Annotated in this window: 21 protein-coding genes; 18 read left to right on the forward strand and 3 right to left on the reverse strand. The window is 41.0% G+C overall.

All coding sequences use genetic code 11. The features are described from left to right. Positions 1–886 precede the first annotated feature (886 nt). The 8 genes from U5K72_17005 (at position 887) to U5K72_17040 (ending at position 9476) form a co-directional block, all read left to right on the forward strand. Positions 887–2209: an Npt1/Npt2 family nucleotide transporter gene (locus U5K72_17005; GenBank protein ID MDZ7720517.1), complete on the forward strand. Its 1323-nt coding sequence runs from the start codon at positions 887–889 to the stop codon at positions 2207–2209. 12 nt (positions 2210–2221) lie between these two features. Further along, positions 2222–4981 carry an Npt1/Npt2 family nucleotide transporter gene (locus U5K72_17010; protein MDZ7720518.1) on the forward strand — a complete coding sequence of 920 codons (2760 nt, stop codon included), beginning with the start codon at positions 2222–2224 and terminating at the stop codon, positions 4979–4981. Positions 4982–4984: 3 nt separating this feature from the next. Then, on the forward strand, positions 4985–5416 hold the full coding sequence (locus U5K72_17015; GenBank protein ID MDZ7720519.1) for a cyclic nucleotide-binding domain-containing protein: 432 nt from the start codon (positions 4985–4987) through the stop codon (positions 5414–5416). Between the two features lie 116 nt (positions 5417–5532). After that, on the forward strand, positions 5533–6648 hold the full coding sequence (locus U5K72_17020; protein MDZ7720520.1) for a metallophosphoesterase: 1116 nt from the start codon (positions 5533–5535) through the stop codon (positions 6646–6648). 251 nt (positions 6649–6899) lie between these two features. Then, on the forward strand, positions 6900–7568 hold the full coding sequence (locus U5K72_17025) for a haloacid dehalogenase type II (protein ID MDZ7720521.1): 669 nt from the start codon (positions 6900–6902) through the stop codon (positions 7566–7568). 149 nt (positions 7569–7717) lie between these two features. Next, complete coding sequence (locus U5K72_17030) at positions 7718–8335, forward strand: YceI family protein (protein MDZ7720522.1); 618 nt, start codon at positions 7718–7720, stop codon at positions 8333–8335. Positions 8336–8606: 271 nt separating this feature from the next. Further along, positions 8607–9161 carry an IS630 family transposase gene (locus U5K72_17035; GenBank protein MDZ7720523.1) on the forward strand — a complete coding sequence of 185 codons (555 nt, stop codon included), beginning with the start codon at positions 8607–8609 and terminating at the stop codon, positions 9159–9161. Positions 9162–9266: 105 nt separating this feature from the next. Further along, entirely contained in the window at positions 9267–9476 is a 210-nt protein-coding gene (locus U5K72_17040) for a GDCCVxC domain-containing (seleno)protein (protein ID MDZ7720524.1), read from the forward strand. Between the two features lie 47 nt (positions 9477–9523). Here U5K72_17040 and U5K72_17045 read toward each other — a convergent pair whose 3' ends face one another. From U5K72_17045 to U5K72_17055, 3 genes are all read right to left on the reverse strand, one after another. Further along, on the reverse strand, positions 9524–9955 hold the full coding sequence (locus tag U5K72_17045) for a plastocyanin/azurin family copper-binding protein (GenBank protein MDZ7720525.1): 432 nt from the start codon (positions 9953–9955) through the stop codon (positions 9524–9526). Between the two features lie 166 nt (positions 9956–10121). After that, the gene (locus U5K72_17050) at positions 10122–11105 is read right to left on the reverse strand and encodes a hypothetical protein (GenBank protein ID MDZ7720526.1); all 984 of its coding nucleotides are present in this window, start codon (positions 11103–11105) and stop codon (positions 10122–10124) included. Positions 11106–11497: 392 nt separating this feature from the next. Then, positions 11498–12316 carry a YiiX/YebB-like N1pC/P60 family cysteine hydrolase gene (locus U5K72_17055; GenBank protein ID MDZ7720527.1) on the reverse strand — a complete coding sequence of 273 codons (819 nt, stop codon included), beginning with the start codon at positions 12314–12316 and terminating at the stop codon, positions 11498–11500. 246 nt (positions 12317–12562) lie between these two features. Here U5K72_17055 and U5K72_17060 point away from each other — a divergent pair, with 246 nt between their 5' ends. From U5K72_17060 to U5K72_17105, 10 genes are all read left to right on the forward strand, one after another. Then, on the forward strand, positions 12563–14311 hold the full coding sequence (locus U5K72_17060; GenBank protein ID MDZ7720528.1) for a thiamine pyrophosphate-binding protein: 1749 nt from the start codon (positions 12563–12565) through the stop codon (positions 14309–14311). Positions 14312–14441: 130 nt separating this feature from the next. Continuing rightward, positions 14442–15236, forward strand: a complete 795-nt coding sequence (locus U5K72_17065; protein ID MDZ7720529.1) for an SDR family oxidoreductase — start codon at positions 14442–14444, stop codon at positions 15234–15236. 630 nt (positions 15237–15866) lie between these two features. Then, positions 15867–16337 (forward strand): carboxymuconolactone decarboxylase family protein, encoded by a 471-nt coding sequence (locus tag U5K72_17070; GenBank protein ID MDZ7720530.1) that lies wholly within the window; start codon positions 15867–15869, stop codon positions 16335–16337. Between the two features lie 171 nt (positions 16338–16508). After that, positions 16509–16655, forward strand: coding sequence for a hypothetical protein (locus U5K72_17075; GenBank protein MDZ7720531.1), 147 nt, complete (start codon positions 16509–16511; stop codon positions 16653–16655). A 60-nt stretch (positions 16656–16715) separates the two neighbouring features. After that, entirely contained in the window at positions 16716–17180 is a 465-nt protein-coding gene (locus tag U5K72_17080) for a MerR family transcriptional regulator (protein MDZ7720532.1), read from the forward strand. Positions 17181–17261: 81 nt separating this feature from the next. Beyond that, the gene (locus tag U5K72_17085) at positions 17262–17642 is read left to right on the forward strand and encodes a metalloregulator ArsR/SmtB family transcription factor (protein ID MDZ7720533.1); all 381 of its coding nucleotides are present in this window, start codon (positions 17262–17264) and stop codon (positions 17640–17642) included. Next, on the forward strand, positions 17639–18268 hold the full coding sequence (gene merTP / locus U5K72_17090) for a mercuric transport protein MerTP (protein MDZ7720534.1): 630 nt from the start codon (positions 17639–17641) through the stop codon (positions 18266–18268). Before U5K72_17085 ends, merTP begins: the two co-directional genes overlap by 4 nt. Before the next feature lie 13 nt (positions 18269–18281). Beyond that, the gene (locus U5K72_17095; protein ID MDZ7720535.1) at positions 18282–18491 is read left to right on the forward strand and encodes a GDCCVxC domain-containing (seleno)protein; all 210 of its coding nucleotides are present in this window, start codon (positions 18282–18284) and stop codon (positions 18489–18491) included. A 6-nt stretch (positions 18492–18497) separates the two neighbouring features. Next, complete coding sequence (locus tag U5K72_17100) at positions 18498–18746, forward strand: mercury resistance system transport protein MerF (GenBank protein MDZ7720536.1); 249 nt, start codon at positions 18498–18500, stop codon at positions 18744–18746. A 72-nt stretch (positions 18747–18818) separates the two neighbouring features. Next, entirely contained in the window at positions 18819–20171 is a 1353-nt protein-coding gene (locus U5K72_17105; GenBank protein ID MDZ7720537.1) for an NAD(P)/FAD-dependent oxidoreductase, read from the forward strand.

The raw sequence follows: 20171 nt of genomic DNA on the forward strand, positions 1-20171 counted from the left end.
CGGGCCAATACGCTTGGAGGTAACTCACTTTTGGGAGATCACGGCCGGCTGCGGGGTTTCATGCGCGACCGGTTTGCCGGGCGAACTACCTTTTACCACAACTTAGATTTGCGCACGAAACTCTTTGATTTTCAATCCTATCTCTTCCCGGCAAGCGTGGGTATACTTGGGCTTTTTCGACAATGGACGGGTATGGCTTGACAACCAGAATTCCAACCGCTGGCATCAGGGGTACGGTGGTGGGCTCTGGATCAGCCCGTTCCGCCGGGTAGTACTGACAACTACCTATAGTTTCTCTGATGATGATCAGCTGTTTTCAATCAACTTTGGATTTAATTTTTGAACTTATGTTTAATAAAGTTCACCCGAATTATTCACGAAAAAGTATAAAAAATAAGTTAAGACACTGATAATATTTCATTTATCGGAAAATGATAGTAGCTCAATTTTGAGTGTTGTGGCAAATCGCTACGAAATTTGCCCGTGCACTGCGTTAAAGTTGAAATGCTTTACTCAGGGTACTCAGGTACCCTTCCGTCATCATTTCCTCTTCGCCTTGTGCACAACCAAATTTCTTGGTGCATAATCCGGGTAAATGGACTCTATGAGTTAGTAAATTCTTGCACTACTAATTTCATCTCGTTCGAACCCAAGCATTTGATTAGAAAATAGGTAAGAATTCAGGGTTACCTCTCATCTTAATAGTAATCTGATAATGCTTTAAATAATGACCAGGAGTCTGTCGAAGTCACTTTAATTAAATGTATGTTATGCCATACTGACTTCTGTCATTTTAGTAGGCTTTCATTAATTGTCGTTAAATTGTTTATGCTGAGTATAGCAAGCGAATAATTGGTAATAAAATTGAAAAATAAACCAGGGAACGATGGGAAATATTGGAATGATTGAAAATATCCGTAAAAACTTCTTCGACATTAAGAAGAAAGAGTGGCCTAATGCACTTTTGATGTCTCTCTTTTTCTTTATGGTTATTGCCACATTCTGGATCCTGAAACCCATAAAACGTGGGCTTCTCGTCAATTTCTATCAGGATAATCCTTTACAGTTTCTGGGGACAAGCTTTGCCGGAGCTGAAGTGGAACAACTTGCCAAAGTTATAAACATGATTGTTGTTTATGCTATCGTTATTCTGTTTACATGGCTTTCCCGGAAACTTAAAAGACAGCATTTAAACCTGTTTTTAAATCTGTTTTTTGGAGGTTTGTTTATTGTTTTTGCAATGCTGATGAATAATCCCGGAGCAGCTACAAGCTGGTCTTTTTACGTATTGGGAGATATGTTTAATTCAGCCATGGTCACGTTTTTCTGGGCATACTCCAATGATATTTTTAATTCAGATCAAGCTAAAAGGTCGTATGGCATAGTAGGTCTGGGAGGTATTATTGGCGGTATAGTTGGCTCAACCATTGTTGTAGGGTATGTGAATGAACTCGGGCGGCCAACTTTACTATATCTAAGCCTTATCCCCTTAGCAATTATGATCGGGATCGGTTATATCGTGAACGCCCGGTCGCAAAATAAACAGGAATCATCCCAAAAGGCTTGTGCTGAGGGAAGGCGTTGCAGTGCCGTTTTTGAAGGTGCAGATATCGTTTTCCGGTCTAAATACCTGCTTGCCATTGTAGGGATTATAGGATTGTATGAGATCGTCTCCAACATTGTTGATTTTCAACTATCGGCCACCATAGCATCAACCGTAAGCGGAGATCTGGAAAAGGACGCCTATTTTGGTGTAGTAGGACAAATTACAAGTATCGTTTCCCTGGTTGTCCAGCTATTTCTTACCAGTTTTATAATGAAGAGATTTGGCGTGGGAATAGCCCTTCTGTTCTTGCCTATAGCCATAACACTTGGTTCCGTGGGGTTTCTCATTTTCCCAAGCCTGGTATTTGTAACCATAATGTCAGCCAGTGATAACAGTTTGAATTACTCCATCAATCAATCAGCCAAAGAAACCCTCTACACACCCACCAATCAGGACGTAAAATATAAAGCCAAGGCTTTTATCGACATGTTTATTCAACGCTTTGCTAAAGTGATCGCCGTGGTTTTAAACTTAGCAGTAGCTGCCTGGATCGGACTCGAAAACGTACGTTGGCTATCAATAGCTTGCCTTATAATAATGGTCGGCTGGATATTTCTGGTTCGTTATGCCGGTAAGGAGTTTGAAAAGAAAGAAGCGGGATAAATCATTATCAAATTGAAGAAACTGATTACCAATTTTTATGATATAAGAAACGATGAATGGAAGCAGGTACTGTTGATCTTTAGCCTCCATTTTATCTTAATGGTGATTCTCTATTTTTTAAAACCTGCACGCGACAGCCTTTTTCTTACCGAAAATGGGCCAAGTGAACTGCCGTTCGTTTATATTTTGCTGGCTGTGGTTTCAATTCCAATCTCGCAGGTTTTAAGTGATATGATGAGCCGTTACCCAATCCGAACCGTGCTGATTTGGACACTGGGATTTCTTTTGATGAATCTACTTTTGCTGCGTTGGTTATTTCGCCTTCAGATGGATTGGATCTTTATGGCGTTTTATGTGTGGGTAGGAATATTCGGAATCCTGGTTATTTCACTTTTTTGGATTTTGGCTAATTCCGTATTTAAGCCGGCGCAATCAAAACGGATATTTCCTTTTTTAACGTTGGGGGCAATATTGGGTGCAATTGCCGGTAGTGAAGCTTCAAGCATAACTGTGGAATGGTTTGGATTGTCTACCGAAAATTTACTCTATGTGTGTATGTTTCTGCTTCTTCCTGCTATCGTTTTTATCTACTTTATCCAGGGTGAATCGCAAAAAACAGATAAAAAGAAGAAAACGGACAAGCAATCAAAGCAAATAGAATCGTTTACAAAAGCGGTAAAACATGTAGGCCAGTCAAAGTATCAATTAGCAATAGCTGCAATCATTGGGCTAACTATGATCACTACAACATTTACTGATTATCAGTTTAAGGCAATAGCTTTTGAGGTGTATCCCGAGAAATCTGATCTTACATCCTTTATGGGCACTTTTTATGCGGGAGTCAGCCTTGCTTCGCTGGGGATTCAGGTTTTATTATCATCGCAAATTATTAAAAAACTTGGCCTTACCGGTGCGGTACTTTCAAGGCCTGCCGGAATGATGATTGGAGCTATTTTAATGGTGATTGAGCCTGTACTGGCATCGGTTGTTATACTGAATGGTTTTGATGGAGCTACAAGATATTCTATCGATAAAACTGGCCGTGAACTACTCTTTCTTCCTCTTCCTCAGCACATAAAAGAACAGACCAAGGTGTTTATTGATATTTTTGTGGATCGGTTTTCAAGAGGAATTGGGGGGGTGTTGTTGCTCGGTTTTATTGTACTGTTGAATTGGTCTCCTTACATGCTTACCTATATGGTTATTGCCCTGCTTCTGATTTGGATTATGCTTGGAATAAAAGTTAAAAGGGGATATGTAGATAAATTTCGCCACTCTGTTCAGAAGCAATTGATTGGAACTGACAGCCTGGCAATAGATCTTAATGAGTCATCAATCTATTCCGTATTCAGAGAATCTTTAAAAAGCGAAGATTCAACACAACTCTTACATACCCTTCATCTGCTCGATAACAGCAATACAGAAAAAATCGCGGAAGATTTAAAACCCTTGTTAAAATACGATAATTCCGAAATTAGATTAAAAGCTCTTAAGCTACTCCAAAATAATGAGAGACATGATTTTTCTCAGGAGGTAATGGCACTTTTGGAGGATGAGGAACCCGAGATACGACTTGAGGCGATCTACTATTTATGTCAACATTCAAAAGAAGACCCTACTGCGGTTATCAAATCATATCTGGAAAAAGATGATCTCAAATTGAAGTCAGCCGCTTTTGGTTGTGCAAGTAAACATGGAGACTCCGCTGTAGATTTGGTAGATACGGACTTTTTTGAGAAGCTAATGTCTCAAACAGGAAAAGATGCAATCGTTATTAAGGCCCAGATTGCCGATGCTTTGGGATATATAGAGGATGATTCTATCTCCCGTAAGTATTTAAGTAAACTGCTGGAGGATGAACACCCCTCTGTTGTTAGAAAAACAATAACGAGTATGGGGCGCCTGCAGAACGACCGATTCATCCCGCTTTTGATTGAAAAGATGCAGGATTTTAAGTACAGATTTGAAATCAGAAAAGCGTTGTCGGAATATGGAAAAGATCGTCTTCTTTTATACAAAGACCGTTTTTTTGATGAAAATTTAAGTGATCAGGTACATAAAAGTATTCCCGGAATTTTTGCATATGTTGATGATCAAGCCTCTGTAAATCATCTTTTAGAAATGCTTGATACAGACCGGCCGGATGTTCGTTATCATGTGATTAAAGCTCTAAACAAGTTACACAGAGAGAACCCCTCCTTAAATGTAGATGATTCGATCGTTCAGAAAAGAATTCATGGAGAAGCTTTAAACTACTTTAAGCTTCTGAATATCAGACAAATACAGCCAGGAAATCTTCCCAACCAGATATTGCTTCGTGCCATCACGGAAAAAATGGAACAGACAAAGGAACGTATATTCAGGCTGCTTGGACTCATCTATCCAACCCAGGATATTTACGGATCCTATTTAACTCTCCAAAGTATTTCATCCGTTAAAAGATCAGCCGCCATTGAATTTCTCGACAATATACTGAGAGATAAAGATCACAGATTGGTTTTTCCTATTGTTGATGACCGTGATGATGATAAAAAAATTAAGATTGGACGCGATATGTTTGAACTAACTGAGAAGCGTTATGATGAAGGCATATTACAACTTATTGAAGGCGATGATTTATGGCTGAAGGTTTGTGCTATCTACAGCGTATCTTCACAATGCCCCCAAAATCTGCAAATAAAGGTAAAAGAGGCAATCCAGTCATCCAACGAAATGATTCGGGAAACGGCCGAGTTGGTACAAAAAAGAAATTCCAAAAAACAAAATTCTTAGAGAATGGAAACTACCATTGAACGAGTGATTTTTTTACAGGGTATTGAGTTGTTTAAGGATATTCCGTCGGAACAACTGGCACATCTTGCCGGAATTACCAGGAGTTTTGTTGCCGAAAAGGATGAGGTTTTATTTAAGGAGGGAGATTCTTCAAGATCTCTGTATTTACTTATCAATGGACATATAAAACTAACCCGAAATGGAGAGCTTAGAAAAGAAGTTGACAGCGCAGAAGCGATAGGAGTTTGGGGATTTTTTGACGGTGAAGACCGATTGATGACGGCAACAAGTAAAGAGCAGAGCCATTTTTTAAAGATAGACCGAATGGATTTTTATGATCTGCTTGAAGATAGAGTTCATTTAAGTGAGGAAATTCTCAAATATTTTGTAAAGAGAATACGAAAACTGGTCGAGGTATCAGATGTGATCGTTTAAATAAAAGAGTGTGTTAACCCGTGTGATTCCACCAAAGAGATGCCAATCGGCACAAAATCAGCGGTGGCCGGGTTTGTATTGTAAAGTTCCCTCAAGATTGATAAAAAAATAGCACTATGAAAAAGTACATTTTCGGATTTACACTTATTTTTTTTCTTGCAGGCTGTTCCAGTACGAACGTCTCTCACCAGGAAAGTGATTCTAACCAGAACTATAATGAACCGGTTTATTCTGTCTATTTAATAGGAGATGCCGGTGCTGCAACACTTGAACCCAGAGAGCCGGTTTTAGAAGTTTTGCATACACAGCTCATGCAATCAGGCGAGAGAAGTTCTGTAATTTTTCTTGGCGATAACGTTTATCCGGATGGATTGCCGCCAAAAGGGGGTGAAAAGCGGAATCAATCTGAAACCAGAATTCTTTCGCAACTCGAAACTGTGGAAGATTATCCCGGCCGGGTTGTGTTTATACCCGGCAACCACGACTGGAACACATCGGGTCGAGATGGATTGGAGTGGCTTAACCGGCAGGAGGAGTACATAGAATCGTATCTCGATCGCGGAAATGTATTTCTGCCGGATAACGGTTTGCCGGGTCCTGTTTCTGTTGAGCTTGTCACCCATGCAGATTTTAATATCCAATTAGTTCTCCTCGATACTCAATGGTGGCTGCACCCATATGATAAACCCCTGGATGCAGGAGTAGAAAATGAAGAGGATCAAAAACATGAAATTTTGCAAGATCTGAAGGAAATTGTCGAAAAAAATATTGAAGATGAAATTGTAGTTGCATCCCACCATCCGCTATTTTCACTTGGCAGACACGGGGGAAAATTTCCAACCTCTACTCATTTTTTGCCTCCGGTTTTTGGGTCAATTTATGTGGCCTACAGAAATATCCGTGGTTATCCCCAGGATATCGCCCGGTATGACAATTTAAAAGAGGGTTTAATGAAAAGTTTGGAAGAAAAGGAGGGATTGATCTATGCATCGGGCCATGAGCACAGTTTGCAATTTATTCCATATCAAAACGGACAAAATCGGCAGTATCAACTTGTGAGCGGATCAGCATCCAAGCCATCTTTTGTTAAGAAAAGTTCCGGAGAGAATAGTACATATCGGGGAGAAGGTTTTATTGCGATACGTTATTTTCGCGATCAAACCAAGAGAATTGAGTTTTGGAACGAAAGTGGATCTATTGTCCATCAACGGATTATTGAGGCAGATGAATAAACTTGAAATATCAAAATAACGTGTTTACCGGTTAAGATTATTTTGAAGAGTGTCCCCCTTTGAAGGGGGCAATGGGGGATGAAAAGTACTCGATTTAAACCAAAATCGGGTATTTGAGTGAAATCAATACTCATAAGGCCATCCCCCTCGCCTTACAAAAATAGATTCGGTTCGTTATCTCTCTTCCAAGAGGATTTTTTTAATATTTCATTAACCTTGTAATCGCGTTCGAATGAATAATCGGGTATCTAATGGATAACAAATATAAAGTTCTCTTTTTTGATCTGAATGAAACTCTTCTTGATCTCACTGAAGTTCGAAAATCAGTTGGCAGCGTATTAAATGGGGGAGATGATGTAGTATCTCTGTGGTTTGAAACCATGCTCCATTATTCTCTGGTAGCCAATGCCAGTGATGAATACCATAATTTTAGTGAAATTGGTGCCGCAGCTTTGCTAATGCTTTCGAAAAACAGAAATATCCAACTTGATATGGATGATGCCAAAAAAGTGCTTACTCCCATTCGCAACGCACCGCCTCATTCAGATGTACCAAAAGCACTTCAGGATTTAAGTGACAAGGGATATCGAATGGCTGTACTTACTAACTCACCGCGGGAAGGAATGAAAGCCCAATTACGAAATGCCGGAATAGATACGTTCTTTGCACAAACACTGAGTGTGGAGGATATTGGTATTTACAAACCCGATCGAGATGTCTATCGATGGGCAGCCCGTAAAATGGAGGTTGCTCCAAATGATTGTCTGTTTATTGCCGCCCATGGTTGGGATGTGGCGGGCGCAGGAGCAGCCCGAATGCACACGGCTTTTCTGAGCCGTCCGGGACAAAACCTCTATCCACTTGCCCCGGAACCAACGTACAACGTATCTGATTTGAGGCAACTCAGTTTACAACTATAGCAGACTTCTAAAAATTAAAGAGGGTCGTTCAAGGCTGTATTTTTTTAAAATAACTAAGGTTGAGAGGTAAGGGTTTCATTCAAGAACTCATCTAATCTCTAATTAATCAAAACCTGATTACTATCAACAACTAAAAATAATATTACATTATGAAACGATTACCATTATTCGCAACCCTGCTTACTACTCTTCTATTTATTTTTGCATTTGCAGGTCCCCAAAATGAAATTGATAATACTGAAGCATCAACCCCCTGGACATTGGATGAGGCTCACAGCACCATTCAGTTTTCGGTAACCCACTTTTTTACACCGGTGACAGGAAGATTTGAGGATTATCAAACGGATATTCAATTTGACCCAAATGACCTTGAAAACAGCAGTATTGATGTTACGATTCCGGTTAGCAGCATTAATACCCAAAATGACCGAAGAGATAACCACTTGAATTCAGAAGACTTTTTTAATGCTGAAAACTGGCCGAATATTTCATTTACAAGTGATGAAATTAGAAGTACCGGAGACAATGAATATGTTGCCGTAGGCAATCTGACAATTCGCGAAGTGACCAAACAGATTGAACTCCCCTTTACTCTTTTAGGCGTGATGGATCACCCAATGAAAGAGAACGTGAAGGTAGCAGGCATTACAGCAAATACTACCATCAACAGAACCGATTACGGAGTGGGAGTAGGCGACTGGGCTGCAACGATGGTTGTAGGAGACGAAGTTGATATCAATTTAAACCTTGAGCTGAACAGTCAATAAGTTTTCCCATAAGTTCCCAAATCTGAAAAAAGCCGGGCGCGACATACGTGTTCCGGCTTTTTTTAAAAACCTTGACTCTGGACCATGGTACAGGGCTTATATTATAAATGAGCAGAATTTTTCACTAAAAGAGGAATCGATATTATGCCATTTAAAAAAGGAGAAGTTTACAAATGTCCTGATGAAAATTGTGGATGTGAAGTTACCGTAACCAAAGGAGCGTCACTCATATGTACTGGAGAAGGGCCGATAGGTGATTGCTTAATTCTGGGTGTCCTTAAAGGATCAACGCCCGGCCGAAGTCAAACAGTGGTTGGACAACACCTACCCGGCCATCAAAAAGCAAGCTCAGCGGGAGGATGCCGAGATCCACTGGGCCGATGAAACCGGGGTGCGCAATAGCTGCCAGCATGGGCGCTCGTACGCCCCCAAAGGTCAAACGCCGGTCCGAAAGAGCATGGCCAAACGGTTGTCGGTTAATATGATCTCTACGGTCACCAATCAGGGCAAGGTTCAATTCATGATCTATTCAGATACGATGAATTCAGAGCGGTTTATCGAATTTTTGCAGCAACTAATCAAAACCAACTCCAGGAAACTCTATGTGATTGCCGATAATCTGCGGGTTCACCACAGTCGCCCGGTCACCGAATGGGTGCAGGAGCATGAAGACCAAATTGCCCTGTTCTTTTTGCCTGCGTACTCCCCGGAAAAAAATCCAGATGAATATTTAAACTGTGACCTCAAACAGGGGATGTCTCAAACTCCGGCTCCCAAAGACCAGTCTACGTATACAAAAGCTGGGATAGATCTACGCTTCAAGTGAGACGGCTATTTATTATGATCAAAGTAAAATTATCCGGGTAGCAGTTACTGAGGCTGTCAAAAAAACCGAAATACCGTTCATGCTAAACTAAATAAATGACCCTTCATGAATGCCATAATCTTAGAGTCAACTATCACCTGTTCAAATTGTGGGCATAAATCAACTGAAACCATGCCAAAGGATTCCTGTCAGTATTTTTGGGAATGTCCGAAGTGTGAAGAGATACTAAAACCTAAGCAGGGTGATTGCTGTGTATTTTGCTCGTATGGCGACAGTTCATGCCCACCTGTTCAGCAAGATAAAAATTGTTGCTGATTAAATATTCAAGCGAACTGATCATACATATACATAATAGCCCGCAGTTACTCCTCAACAATTACCCATCCGTACATTTTTGTGGCCTCATGGGGTATACAGAAATATTTGTAGGTACCGGCTTTTTTAAAAGTATGAGTAAAAGTCTGATCAGGACTTAACATACCGGAGTCGAAAGCCTTGGAGCCTTCAGGTAGTTGAACACTTCCTTCAATGGCAGCTTTAGAAGGATCGCCGGTAACAGTGTGGGCAAGAAGCGAGCTGTTGGTCCATTCCACTGTTTCACCAACGTCTATGCGGACCGTATCCGGTGTAAATTTCATTGTATTTGTCATTCCTACGGTTGCAGCGGGTTCAGCATTAATTGTTTTTACTGCTGGGGTATCCTTATTTATATCATCTTTTTGATCCAACGCTGATGAAAATGCAGTAAAAAAAATGAGTGTTAAAACTGGAAAAAAAAGATATAATTTTTTCATTATTCAGGGTCTGTCTTTAAAAAATGAGTGAAGATTTTATCAGGTACAGTATTACAATCTGTCGGGAGACTACTGGCCCTGCAATAGTTCAGTTATCGAAAAGATTCGATCCGGCTTGGCACAGCCCATTTATTAATTCAGGCAAACCGGATCGATTGGAATATGGTTATTTTCTATTAGCTGATATCTGTAAGTTCTCGAACATTACGTGCCAAAATGGTAGCTGCATTCCGTTTGGCAGTTCGAATCCTGTTTGAACGTTCTTGTGTACAAATTTTTGCTCTTCCATATTGGGCATCATAGGGGGTACCATCAGATGAAAATGTTTGCGTCCTGGTGTAACTTCATCATCAAAGGCAAGTTCATACCCCTCTTTACGCACATATTCAGTCAACATGCCGTGTATAAGTCGTGGTTTGTCGAGCACTTCTTCGTTTTTACGGATTTCGCCCATGCCCCAAAACGCAAAATAGGTATATTCAGTAGGCATCAGTGCGGTGCCGATTCGGCTGGATCCATGCAAAATGGTGTTGGTAACCACTCCTCCGAATGTTGGGTATTCAACTCCGTGAGTGGCAAGCATACCACAACATCGTACTTCATATGTATTCCCTTTTTCATCTTCCCAGCTGGCCTTAAATTTTACCTGATCTTCTGATTTTTCAGCGTCGGCCGACGTGGCATCCAGGGCTTCGATATTCAGCTTACCATTTCCCATCACAATATTCTTGTTGCCAAATGGTGATGGCTTTTTCATCTCTGTATATTGTCCATCTTCAACAGCTCTTGCACCCGGTGGCAATCCATTTATACCAGGAGTACCTGCAAATGCCCGCGGAACCTCCGGCGTGCCAAAAACATTTGGATCTAATTTTCTTTTTGATGGAAGTATGACGAATACTCCACCATCCTCCTGTGTAATATTAACAGAAAGCGGTCCGCCGAGAAGCTCCTGAGGCTGTGCATTCATATGAGCTTTGAGATATCCTTTATAAGGTGCCATATCCTGAAGCATCTCCATCTTTTGCTTCATTTTTTGGTTTTGTTGTGCATCAGCGGTTTGATAAACTGATGATATTCCCACGAAAAGTAGTAGCACAACAGATAAGTAAGTAATCCGCCGAACGATATAACTTCTATTCCATTCCATAATATGATTCCATTTGTTTTTTATTTGCAATTAAAAATATTTGCTATGTAATATGCTTTAGTAAAGATCACATCTTTTGTTACTATGTTGATGGTCTTTGAAGGGAGAATCTTACCAAAAAACTCGTTTTTGGATGATAAAAGTAGTTGTGGCAGGGAATAGTTCTTACAGCTTCCGTAACACCTGGATATTTTTTGTTTCTAAAATCGAATATCAGAGGTTCACTTAAAATCTGTTATGAGAAGGCTTTGCAAACTCTGACCGTCATCCTGAACTTTCCCTCGGGATCCCTTTTCGGGGGATTCAGGATCTCCAGATACTGGCTATAAAGACGAATGGAGAATCTGAATCGAGTTCAGATTGACCGATAACCACGGTTCTGCAAAGCCCTCTTATGAATCACTCTCGGTTTTTGCCGAACTGCTCGAAATGTGTCGTTGTGAAACTTGTTCAGATGAGGCCCATGTTAGTTTATGCGGATCAAACCCGTTCACTATGGAGGGTTTTATGATTTTAAAGTAGGGAGAGACATCGAAATCACGCGGAGCAAATAAACTGTGATGGCGAATATGTAAGATCTCTTCCTGTGATTTTTTTACGGCTTGGCTGTCTTCTTTGTCTACATCAAAAACCGGCAGTATTGGGTATTGTACTAATTGATAGGCCTGGGCAATTAGAGAGGAACATATGGCTTTAGTTGGGTCACCGCTGCCTAAGGCAAGTAGTTTTCGGCGGTGCTTTCTGGGAACCGGAGGACTTTGAATCAGGTAACGGGCAAGATCAATGATATTTTTCAGATCATATTTATAGCCGATCTTATCTCTCATAAAATTGATGACTTTTTGAATATCGTCATCTGAAAGCCCCACAGGCCGGCAAATTCTTGTGTGCAAATGGCAATACCTGCTCAGGGGAACTGCCTGTACGCCATCCGTAATATCTGCTTCAATCAATTCAGGTTCTTGAGATGATTTTTCTGAATTTATTTTACTATAACCAGTATAAAGGGCTGCATGCGACCAGGTTGATTGGGTGATATATTTTATGGCCATACTAATCCTGCTGGTCCCTTCTACTAACAAGATGTCTCCTGCTTTAAGTGCAGCTTCAAGTTCTTCTCTTGAACAAGTTGATACGGATTCCTGCTCTTCGTCACTTTGTGAAAGGAAATGAGCCAGCCGATATCCGAATTTATTAAGTAATTTATTCATGAGCCTGAGATTAATTAATCACGGTACAGAATTGATGCAATACCTAACCAATTTCTTACAAATTGTATAGCACCGATAACAAAGATATTTGGCAAAAAGACGGTTTAGCAAAGCCTTCTGGTATCGTTTTACTTTTGTGTGATTTTAATTAGACTTTTCAAAGTAAGTAAACCAAAGCGCTCATCGTCTATAAACTTTATATCCTTTTTTGGAACATTAATTCATTCAAATTAAATCAAAAATTCTATGAACGTATCGGAACAACTATTAAGCATCCTCGAAAATGAAGGCGTAAAACATATTTTTGGTGTGGCCGGTGATGCCTTAAATCCACTTGTTGTGGCACTCGGTAAACAAGACAAGGTTAAATGGATTAAGATGAAGCACGAAGGCAATGCCTCCTTTGCTGCTTTTGCTCAGGGTGAATTAAATGAAAATATTGGCGTTTGCGCCAGTACCGTAGGTCCGGGAGCGCTGCATCTGGTCAATGGTTTGTACAATGCTAAAAAGGAGCGGTCTCCGGTATTAGCTATTACGGGGCAAGTACCTGTAGAACATCTCGGAACCAATTACCATCAGGAAGTAGATTTGACCAAGGTTTTTGATGACATTTGTGAATATCAGGCCATTATCCGTTCTCCTGAAGAAGCTCCGAGAGTTATTTTACGGGCAATGCGTATTGCCATTAATAATAAATGTGTGTGCCGGGTTGAATTACCTGCCGATATTGCTGAAATGAAAGCCGAGAACAAAGATTTTGTACATAACGTATTTCGATCAAAATCCACGGTTACACCGCCCGATGATCTATTGGAAGAGGCTGTCGAGCTTATCAATGAAGCGGATAAGATAGGTATTTTAGCCGGGGCGGGCTGCCGTTCTTCACGCGAAGAAGTGCTACAATTTGCAGAGAAATTGAAAGCTCCAATTACCCACACCGTAAGAGCTTCAGATATTTTTGATCATAATAGTGAAAATGTAGTTGGCCTGACCGGGCTCATAGGAAATCCGTCCGGTTATAAGGCTGTGATGGGTTGTGACCTTTTAATTATGCTGGGGACAGACTTTCCTTACACTAAATTTTTACCGGAAAAAACAAAAACCATCCAGGTGGACATCCGGCCCGGAAATATCGGGAACCGTACATCAGTTACGTTGGGCATTCACAGCGACATCATACATGTAGTTCGTTATTTGAACGAGAAATGTATGCCTAAACGAGATGATACATTCGTCAAAAAACTAAACCGGGAATTTATAGAGTGGAAGCAGCATAATTGTGAAACTTCGGATGGAGAAAAAGATTTTAAAATCCTCCATCCTCAGATAGTGGCTCGCGAAATTAGCGATATTGCTTCAGATGATGCCATATTTGTAATTGATACCGGGACCTCAGCTATTTGGTCTACCAATTTCATGAATTTTCATTCGGGGCGAAGAATCATCGGTTCCTTTAACCACGGGTCTATGGCCGTGGGCTTGCCCGCGGCGATCGGAGCACAATTGCAATTTCCGGAACGTGAAGTCTGGGCACTGGTGGGTGATGGAGCGTTTAATATGTCACTACAAGATTTATCAACGGCTGTTGAATACAATTTGCCGATTAAGATCGTGGTGATGAATAATGAAGAGCTTGGCTTTGTGAAGATAGAGATGGAAGAAGCGGGAATGGCCCCGAATTATGATGCACTTGCTGTTAAAAATTTCGATTTTGGAGACTTTGCAAAAATGCTTGGGGGAGAAAGCACGGATGTGAAAGAAGTAAAAGATATCATTCCAGCGATAAAAAAAGCCAAAAATTCCGACAAAACATTTATCATCAATGCACACACTGCTCCCGGGGAGTTGTCCTTACCTCCGCAGATTGAATTTGAGCAAGCCAAAAATTTTGGTATATCAAAAATTAAGGAAGTCATTCAAGCAATAAAAGGTGATAAAAGATCATGGGACAATATTAAAAATGAAATTGGTGCACTTTTAGATAAAGGGAAATGAGAATATCCGCAATAGCAATATTTTTTTGTGAAGGTTCTTTTAAACTTTCATCTTAGCCTCTTAATTGGACAGCACCGGATTATATCAATATTGGCATAACACATAAAAACAACCTAACAAGAATATTTCTATGGAATTATCAAACAAAAAAATTCTGATTACCGGAGGAAGTGCCGGTATAGGAAAAGCCTTGGTTAAAGAATTTTCCGAAAGAGAAGTCACCGACATTGCCGTGATGGGAAGAACCCGGGAAAAACTGGATGAATTGGAAAAAGAATTTCCCTCGGTACAATTTCTAAAAATTCAGGGAGATGTATCTCAACTGAAGGATATAAAAGATGCGGCAAATACCGTAAAAGAAGAATGGGGTGCTCTGGATATTTTGGTCAATAACGCCGGAGTGGTTAGTGCCGGATTACTGGAGGAGATCAGTGATGAAGATATCGTAAATCAGATCAATGTTAATTTGACCGGGTTGGTTTTTATGACAAAGTATTTTCTGCCCTTGCTTAAAGAAAGCCGGGAAGGAGCCATCGTAAATATTTCTTCAGGGTATGGATATCTTGGCATGCCGTTCTACAGTGTCTATGCAGCCACCAAAGCAGCAGTAAAACACTTTTCGGAAGCGATGCGAAGAGAACTGGCGGAAACTCCTATTCATGTTATGACCGTCTATCCCACTTCAACAAATACTCCCATGATGGAATCGGCTACAGTCGATGCTGAGGATATGGATACGCCCGAAGAGGTTGCACAGGCTTCCATAGAAGGACTGCTTAATAAGGAAATTGATGTGATTCTGGGAGGCCAAAAGCGATTAGATGATATCCGGCTAAATTTTGAAGAGCCGCTTGAGATGGATAAAAAAGCGGAAAAGGCGTTTGAATCATTAAAGAAACGGGCTGAGCATCATCGTGCGATGTGATGGATTATATAGATCTTCGCGTTTACTGGTTGGATTAAATATTCTGAAATCCCCCTTTTGAAGGGGGAAGCGAACGTAGTGAGCAAGGGGGATGACCAGATGAGTATTGATTTCACGCTAATTTTTAATGTTTGCTTCAAATCAAGTACTTATCATCCCCCATTGTTCCCTTCAAAGGTAATGTCACTAACATTAGTTATTATTAGAGTTTTTCCCCGATACTTTTGAACGGTCAAAAGTATCCAAAACCCGCCGGGCTGGTGATTGCTTCAGTCGGGATTTGCGGTCCGTTTTGCGATGTAAAAACAATGGTCCATATCACTCTGTCGCCGTAATCAACGATTGATCCGGTATGTTTTTACAACCATCGCATGCACTTCCCGCAAATCAACCACCGCCTTCAGCAATCAAAGGCCGGACCGATTGGGACCTTCAACACGCCACCATTCAATAGTAAATTTTTTGATATTTTTTGATTGATATAAATTTACAGTTAGCGTCATTGCCTTCAAAGGGGGGACACTCTCCAAAACTACCTCAACCGGTAAACGCGTATCGATCTATTACTATTCATGAACCATATTTGATGTAATAGAACTCAATTTCTTCACTCATAATTATAGAAATAACATGCCATTTATTGAAGTCATTGAACCGGAAGAAGCCGCAGGTTCCTTAAAAGAAATTTACGACGATCTGATCCAGAGCCGGGGAAAATTGGCGATGGTGCATAAGATTCAGAGCCTGAATCCCGAGAGCATCACTGCTCACATGGATCTTTATATGAAAGTGATGTTTGGGAAGTCTCCTCTCAAACGTGCTCAGCGTGAAATGATGGCTGTGATAGTTTCAGCGGTAAATCAGTGTGAGTACTGTCAGTTGCACCACGGAGAGGCTCTGAATCATTATTGGAAGGATGATGAAAAAGTTGAACAGCTTCGAAAGGATTATAATAAATTGAATCTTTCTGAAGCCGATCTTGAACTCTGTAAACTGGCCGAAAACTTACGGTACATCCACACGCCCTCAATGAAGAAAGCGATATCAAACCACTTAAAAAACTTGGACTCTCAGATAGAGCCATCCTGGATGCAACCTTAGTGATCAGCTATTTCAACTTTGTAAACCGGATGGTTTTGGGACTCGGCGTTGAGACGGATGAAGCGGAAATGAAAGGCTATAATTATTGAAATTCGTCCTTGACTCTGGACCATGGTACAGGGCTTATATTAATGGTGAATAGAAACTTTTACTAAAACAGGAATCGATATTATGCCATTTAAAAAAGGAGAAGTTTACAAATGTCCCGATGAAAACTGTGGTTGTGAAGTTACCGTAACAAAGGGAGCACCGCCTTCCTGCGGAGGAACTCAAAACCCAACTTGCTGCTGTGGTAAAACCATGGTAAAGAAATCATAAACCTATCAACAGTCAGGGTGAGTAACACTGGCTGTTGTAATTTTAAGTATTTCAAATACAATGATTGAAGAAAAACTGAATACGATGAAGTACCAAAATACAACCACATTCAAAATTGGGGAAGTGGCAAAACGCGCGAATGTCAATAAGGAAACGGTCCGCTATTATGAAAAAAGAAAGCTGATCCCCAAACCCGATCGCCGCCGGTCCGGCTATCGTATTTTTACCCAGCGGCATATCGATCAAATCCGGTTTATCAAACGGGCCCAGGAGCTGGGTTTTACCCTGAGCGAAATTAAGGAGCTTCTGGAGCTTCGAATGGATAAAAACACAACCTGTTCGGAAATTAAAAGCGAAGCGCAGGAAAAATACCGTGATGTCGCCGAAAAAATTGAAGATCTGCAACGGATCAAAAATACGCTTTTGGAGTTGATTGATTCTTGTGCGGGTGAAGGACCAAAAGGAGAATGTCCTATTCTCGGCGCATTGGAAGGAGAAAATAAAACGGGTGAAGAGTTGCGGTAAAAAATGAGTTTTTTAATCCTTATTTAAGTATTTGCTTAAATAATAAATTTATTATCTTATGGATGAATTAAAATCAAAGTTATGAACAAACAAACCTGCATTCGGGAAGTTGCCGATTTAAATCAAATCAATCGTTGTATTGAGACGATACAGGAAGTGGATTCGTCGATCATCACCCTGACAAATATTTTAAAACTGGCCGGAAATGATGTGCGACTCAAAATATTGTATCTGCTTCACAAGGAAACCTCTTTGTGTCCGTGTGACCTGAGTGACATACTGGATATGACAGTCCCAGCTATTTCTCAACATCTCAGAAAACTAAAAGACGGTGGCCTGGTTGCTGCCGAGAGAGACGGGCAAACCATTTTCTATTCCATTACGGAACCGTATCAGAAATTATTAAAACCCATTTTTGATCAAATAAAAGAAAATCATGTATTGGAGGTTTTAGCCGCATGAAAAATGAAAAGCAATCCAAAAACGACAAGACTTTATTAAGTGCCGGACTGGGTATCGCTTTTATCGCTTCTCTATGTTGCATCACCCCTGTGTTTGCATTTCTTGCGGGTATTGGCGGCATCGCTTCGGTATTCTCATGGATGGAACCGGTTCGTCCTTATTTAATTGGACTGACCGTTTTGTTGCTGGTCTTTGCCTGGTATCAAAAACTCAAGCCGCGTACCCAGGAAGAAATAGAATGCGCTTGTGAAGAGGATGAAAAACCATCTTTTTGGCAATCGAAAGCTTTTCTTGGAGTGGTTACGGTAATTTCAGTATTACTATTGGCCTTTCCCTATTATTCAAATGCTTTCTTCCCGGATTCCGATCAACAAGAAGTGGTATATGTAACCCCTGATCAGGTAGAAACCGTCACTTTCAATATAGAGGGAATGACTTGTGCCGGCTGTGAAGCTACGGTTGATAATGCTGCCCGAACGGTGGATGGTGTTGTTGAAGTGAAGGCTTCCTACAAAGAGCATTCAGCTGAAATCACTTATTTGAAGGACAAAACCACCCGTGCAACCATTATTGCTGCCATTAACAAAACCGGATTCACTGTGGATGAGGACAAAACCCAAAATTAACTATAAAACTATGATGATTAATGTAACACTCGAATCAACCTTAACCTGCCCGAATTGTGGGGAAAAAGTAACCGAAACCATGCCCACAGACTCCTGCCAGTTTTTTTGGCAATGCCCTAATTGTGAAGAAGTGGCTAAACCAAAACAAGGCGACTGCTGTGTATTTTGTTCCTATGGTTCTGTTGCATGTCCACCGGTACAACAAGAAAAAAACTGCTGCTGATATAGTATGAGTAAATTGGATTTTATTAAACGGAACAAATACACCAAAGCAGGATTTTGGTCAGCACTCATTGCCGGAGTATGCTGCTTTACCCCACTGCTGGTTTGGGGCTTTGCCTTTGCCGGGATAGCCGCATATACGGCTTACATCGATTTTGTAATCCTCCCGATCTTTTTTGTGGGGCTTGCTGTTTTTGCATTTGGCTACTATAAATACAAAAAAGGGGAGCAGTCCAAATCAGTAGCAGATTCTTAGCGTTAACTGACCGTAAAAAACAGGTGATCTCACAATATTTATTACAAGATTTAAAATTTTAAAAACCCACTTATGACTTCTCAAACTTTCGATCTTATCGTAATCGGAACCGGATCGGGCGGATCTGTAACAGCCGGTAAATGTGTCAAAGAGGGGTTGAACGTAGCCCAGATTGATGCACTTCCCTTTGGTGGAACCTGTGCCCTGCGCGGATGCGATCCCAAAAAAGTATTGGTGGGAGCAGCAGAACTGCTTGACTGGAATCACCGCATGATGGGAAACGGCATCACGTCTAAAGCTTCCATCAACTGGCAAGACCTCATGCAGTTCAAGCACTCCTTTACCGAACCGGTACCTGAAAAACGTGAAAAAGGCATGAATAAAGTGGGCATCAGCCCCATTCACGGAGAAGCGTCTTTTGTAGATGAGAAAACTATCAAAGTAAACGGTGATCAATACACGGCCGAACATTTTCTGATTGCCACCGGAGCTATCCCGGCTCCCATACCCATTGATGGTTTTGAACATCTTACCAGCAGCACCGAGTTCCTGGAACTTGATCAACTGCCCCAAACCATCATTTTTGTGGGCGGTGGATTTATTTCTTTCGAGTTTGCAAATATCGCTGCCAGAGCCGGAAGTGATGCACATATTATCCATCGTGGAAAACAGCCTCTTGAAAATTTTGATGAAGACCTTGTTCAAATAGTTCTTGAAAAGGCAGAAGAAACCGGCGTTCAGGTTCATCTGGAATCTGAAGTCACAGCTATTCAAAAAACGCATGATGGGGTTTTGGTAAAAGCAACATCCAATGGCTCTCAACTGGAGCTGCGTGGGGGAATCGCTGTTCACGGGGCGGGACGGATTCCAAATATTGAAGTACTTCAACTGGATAAGGCAGGAGTTAAGTTTTCCCGGAGCGGCATCGAAGTAAACGATTATTTACAAAGCGTCAGTAATCCCAACATTTATGCCGCCGGGGATGTAGCAGCTACCGATGGATTGCCTCTGACCCCCGTCGCCGGGTTTGAATCACATATGGTGGCCTCTAATATTCTGGAGGGAAATCATAAAAAAGCCAACTACCCCGCACAACCGACTGTTGTCTTTACCATCCCTCCGCTTGCCATGGTGGGCTTAACCGAAAAACAGGCAAAAGACCAGGGATACGATATAAAAGTGAAATTTGATGAGACTGGCGACTGGTATTCCTATAAACGTACCAATGAATCTCATACCGCGTACAAAACCATCATCAATAAAGAAAACGGGCAGCTTTTAGGTGCTCATATTCTTGGTGACAAATCTGAAGAAATAATCAACCTATTTGCCATGGCTATGAATCAGCAAATGAAGGCTGTAAAATTAAAGCAGATGATCTACGCGTATCCTTCGCACGCTTCGGATATTCCGTACATGGTTTAA

The organism is Balneolaceae bacterium, assembly GCA_034521495.1.
In the GTDB taxonomy this organism is placed as follows: Bacteria; Bacteroidota; Rhodothermia; order Balneolales; family Balneolaceae; genus Rhodohalobacter.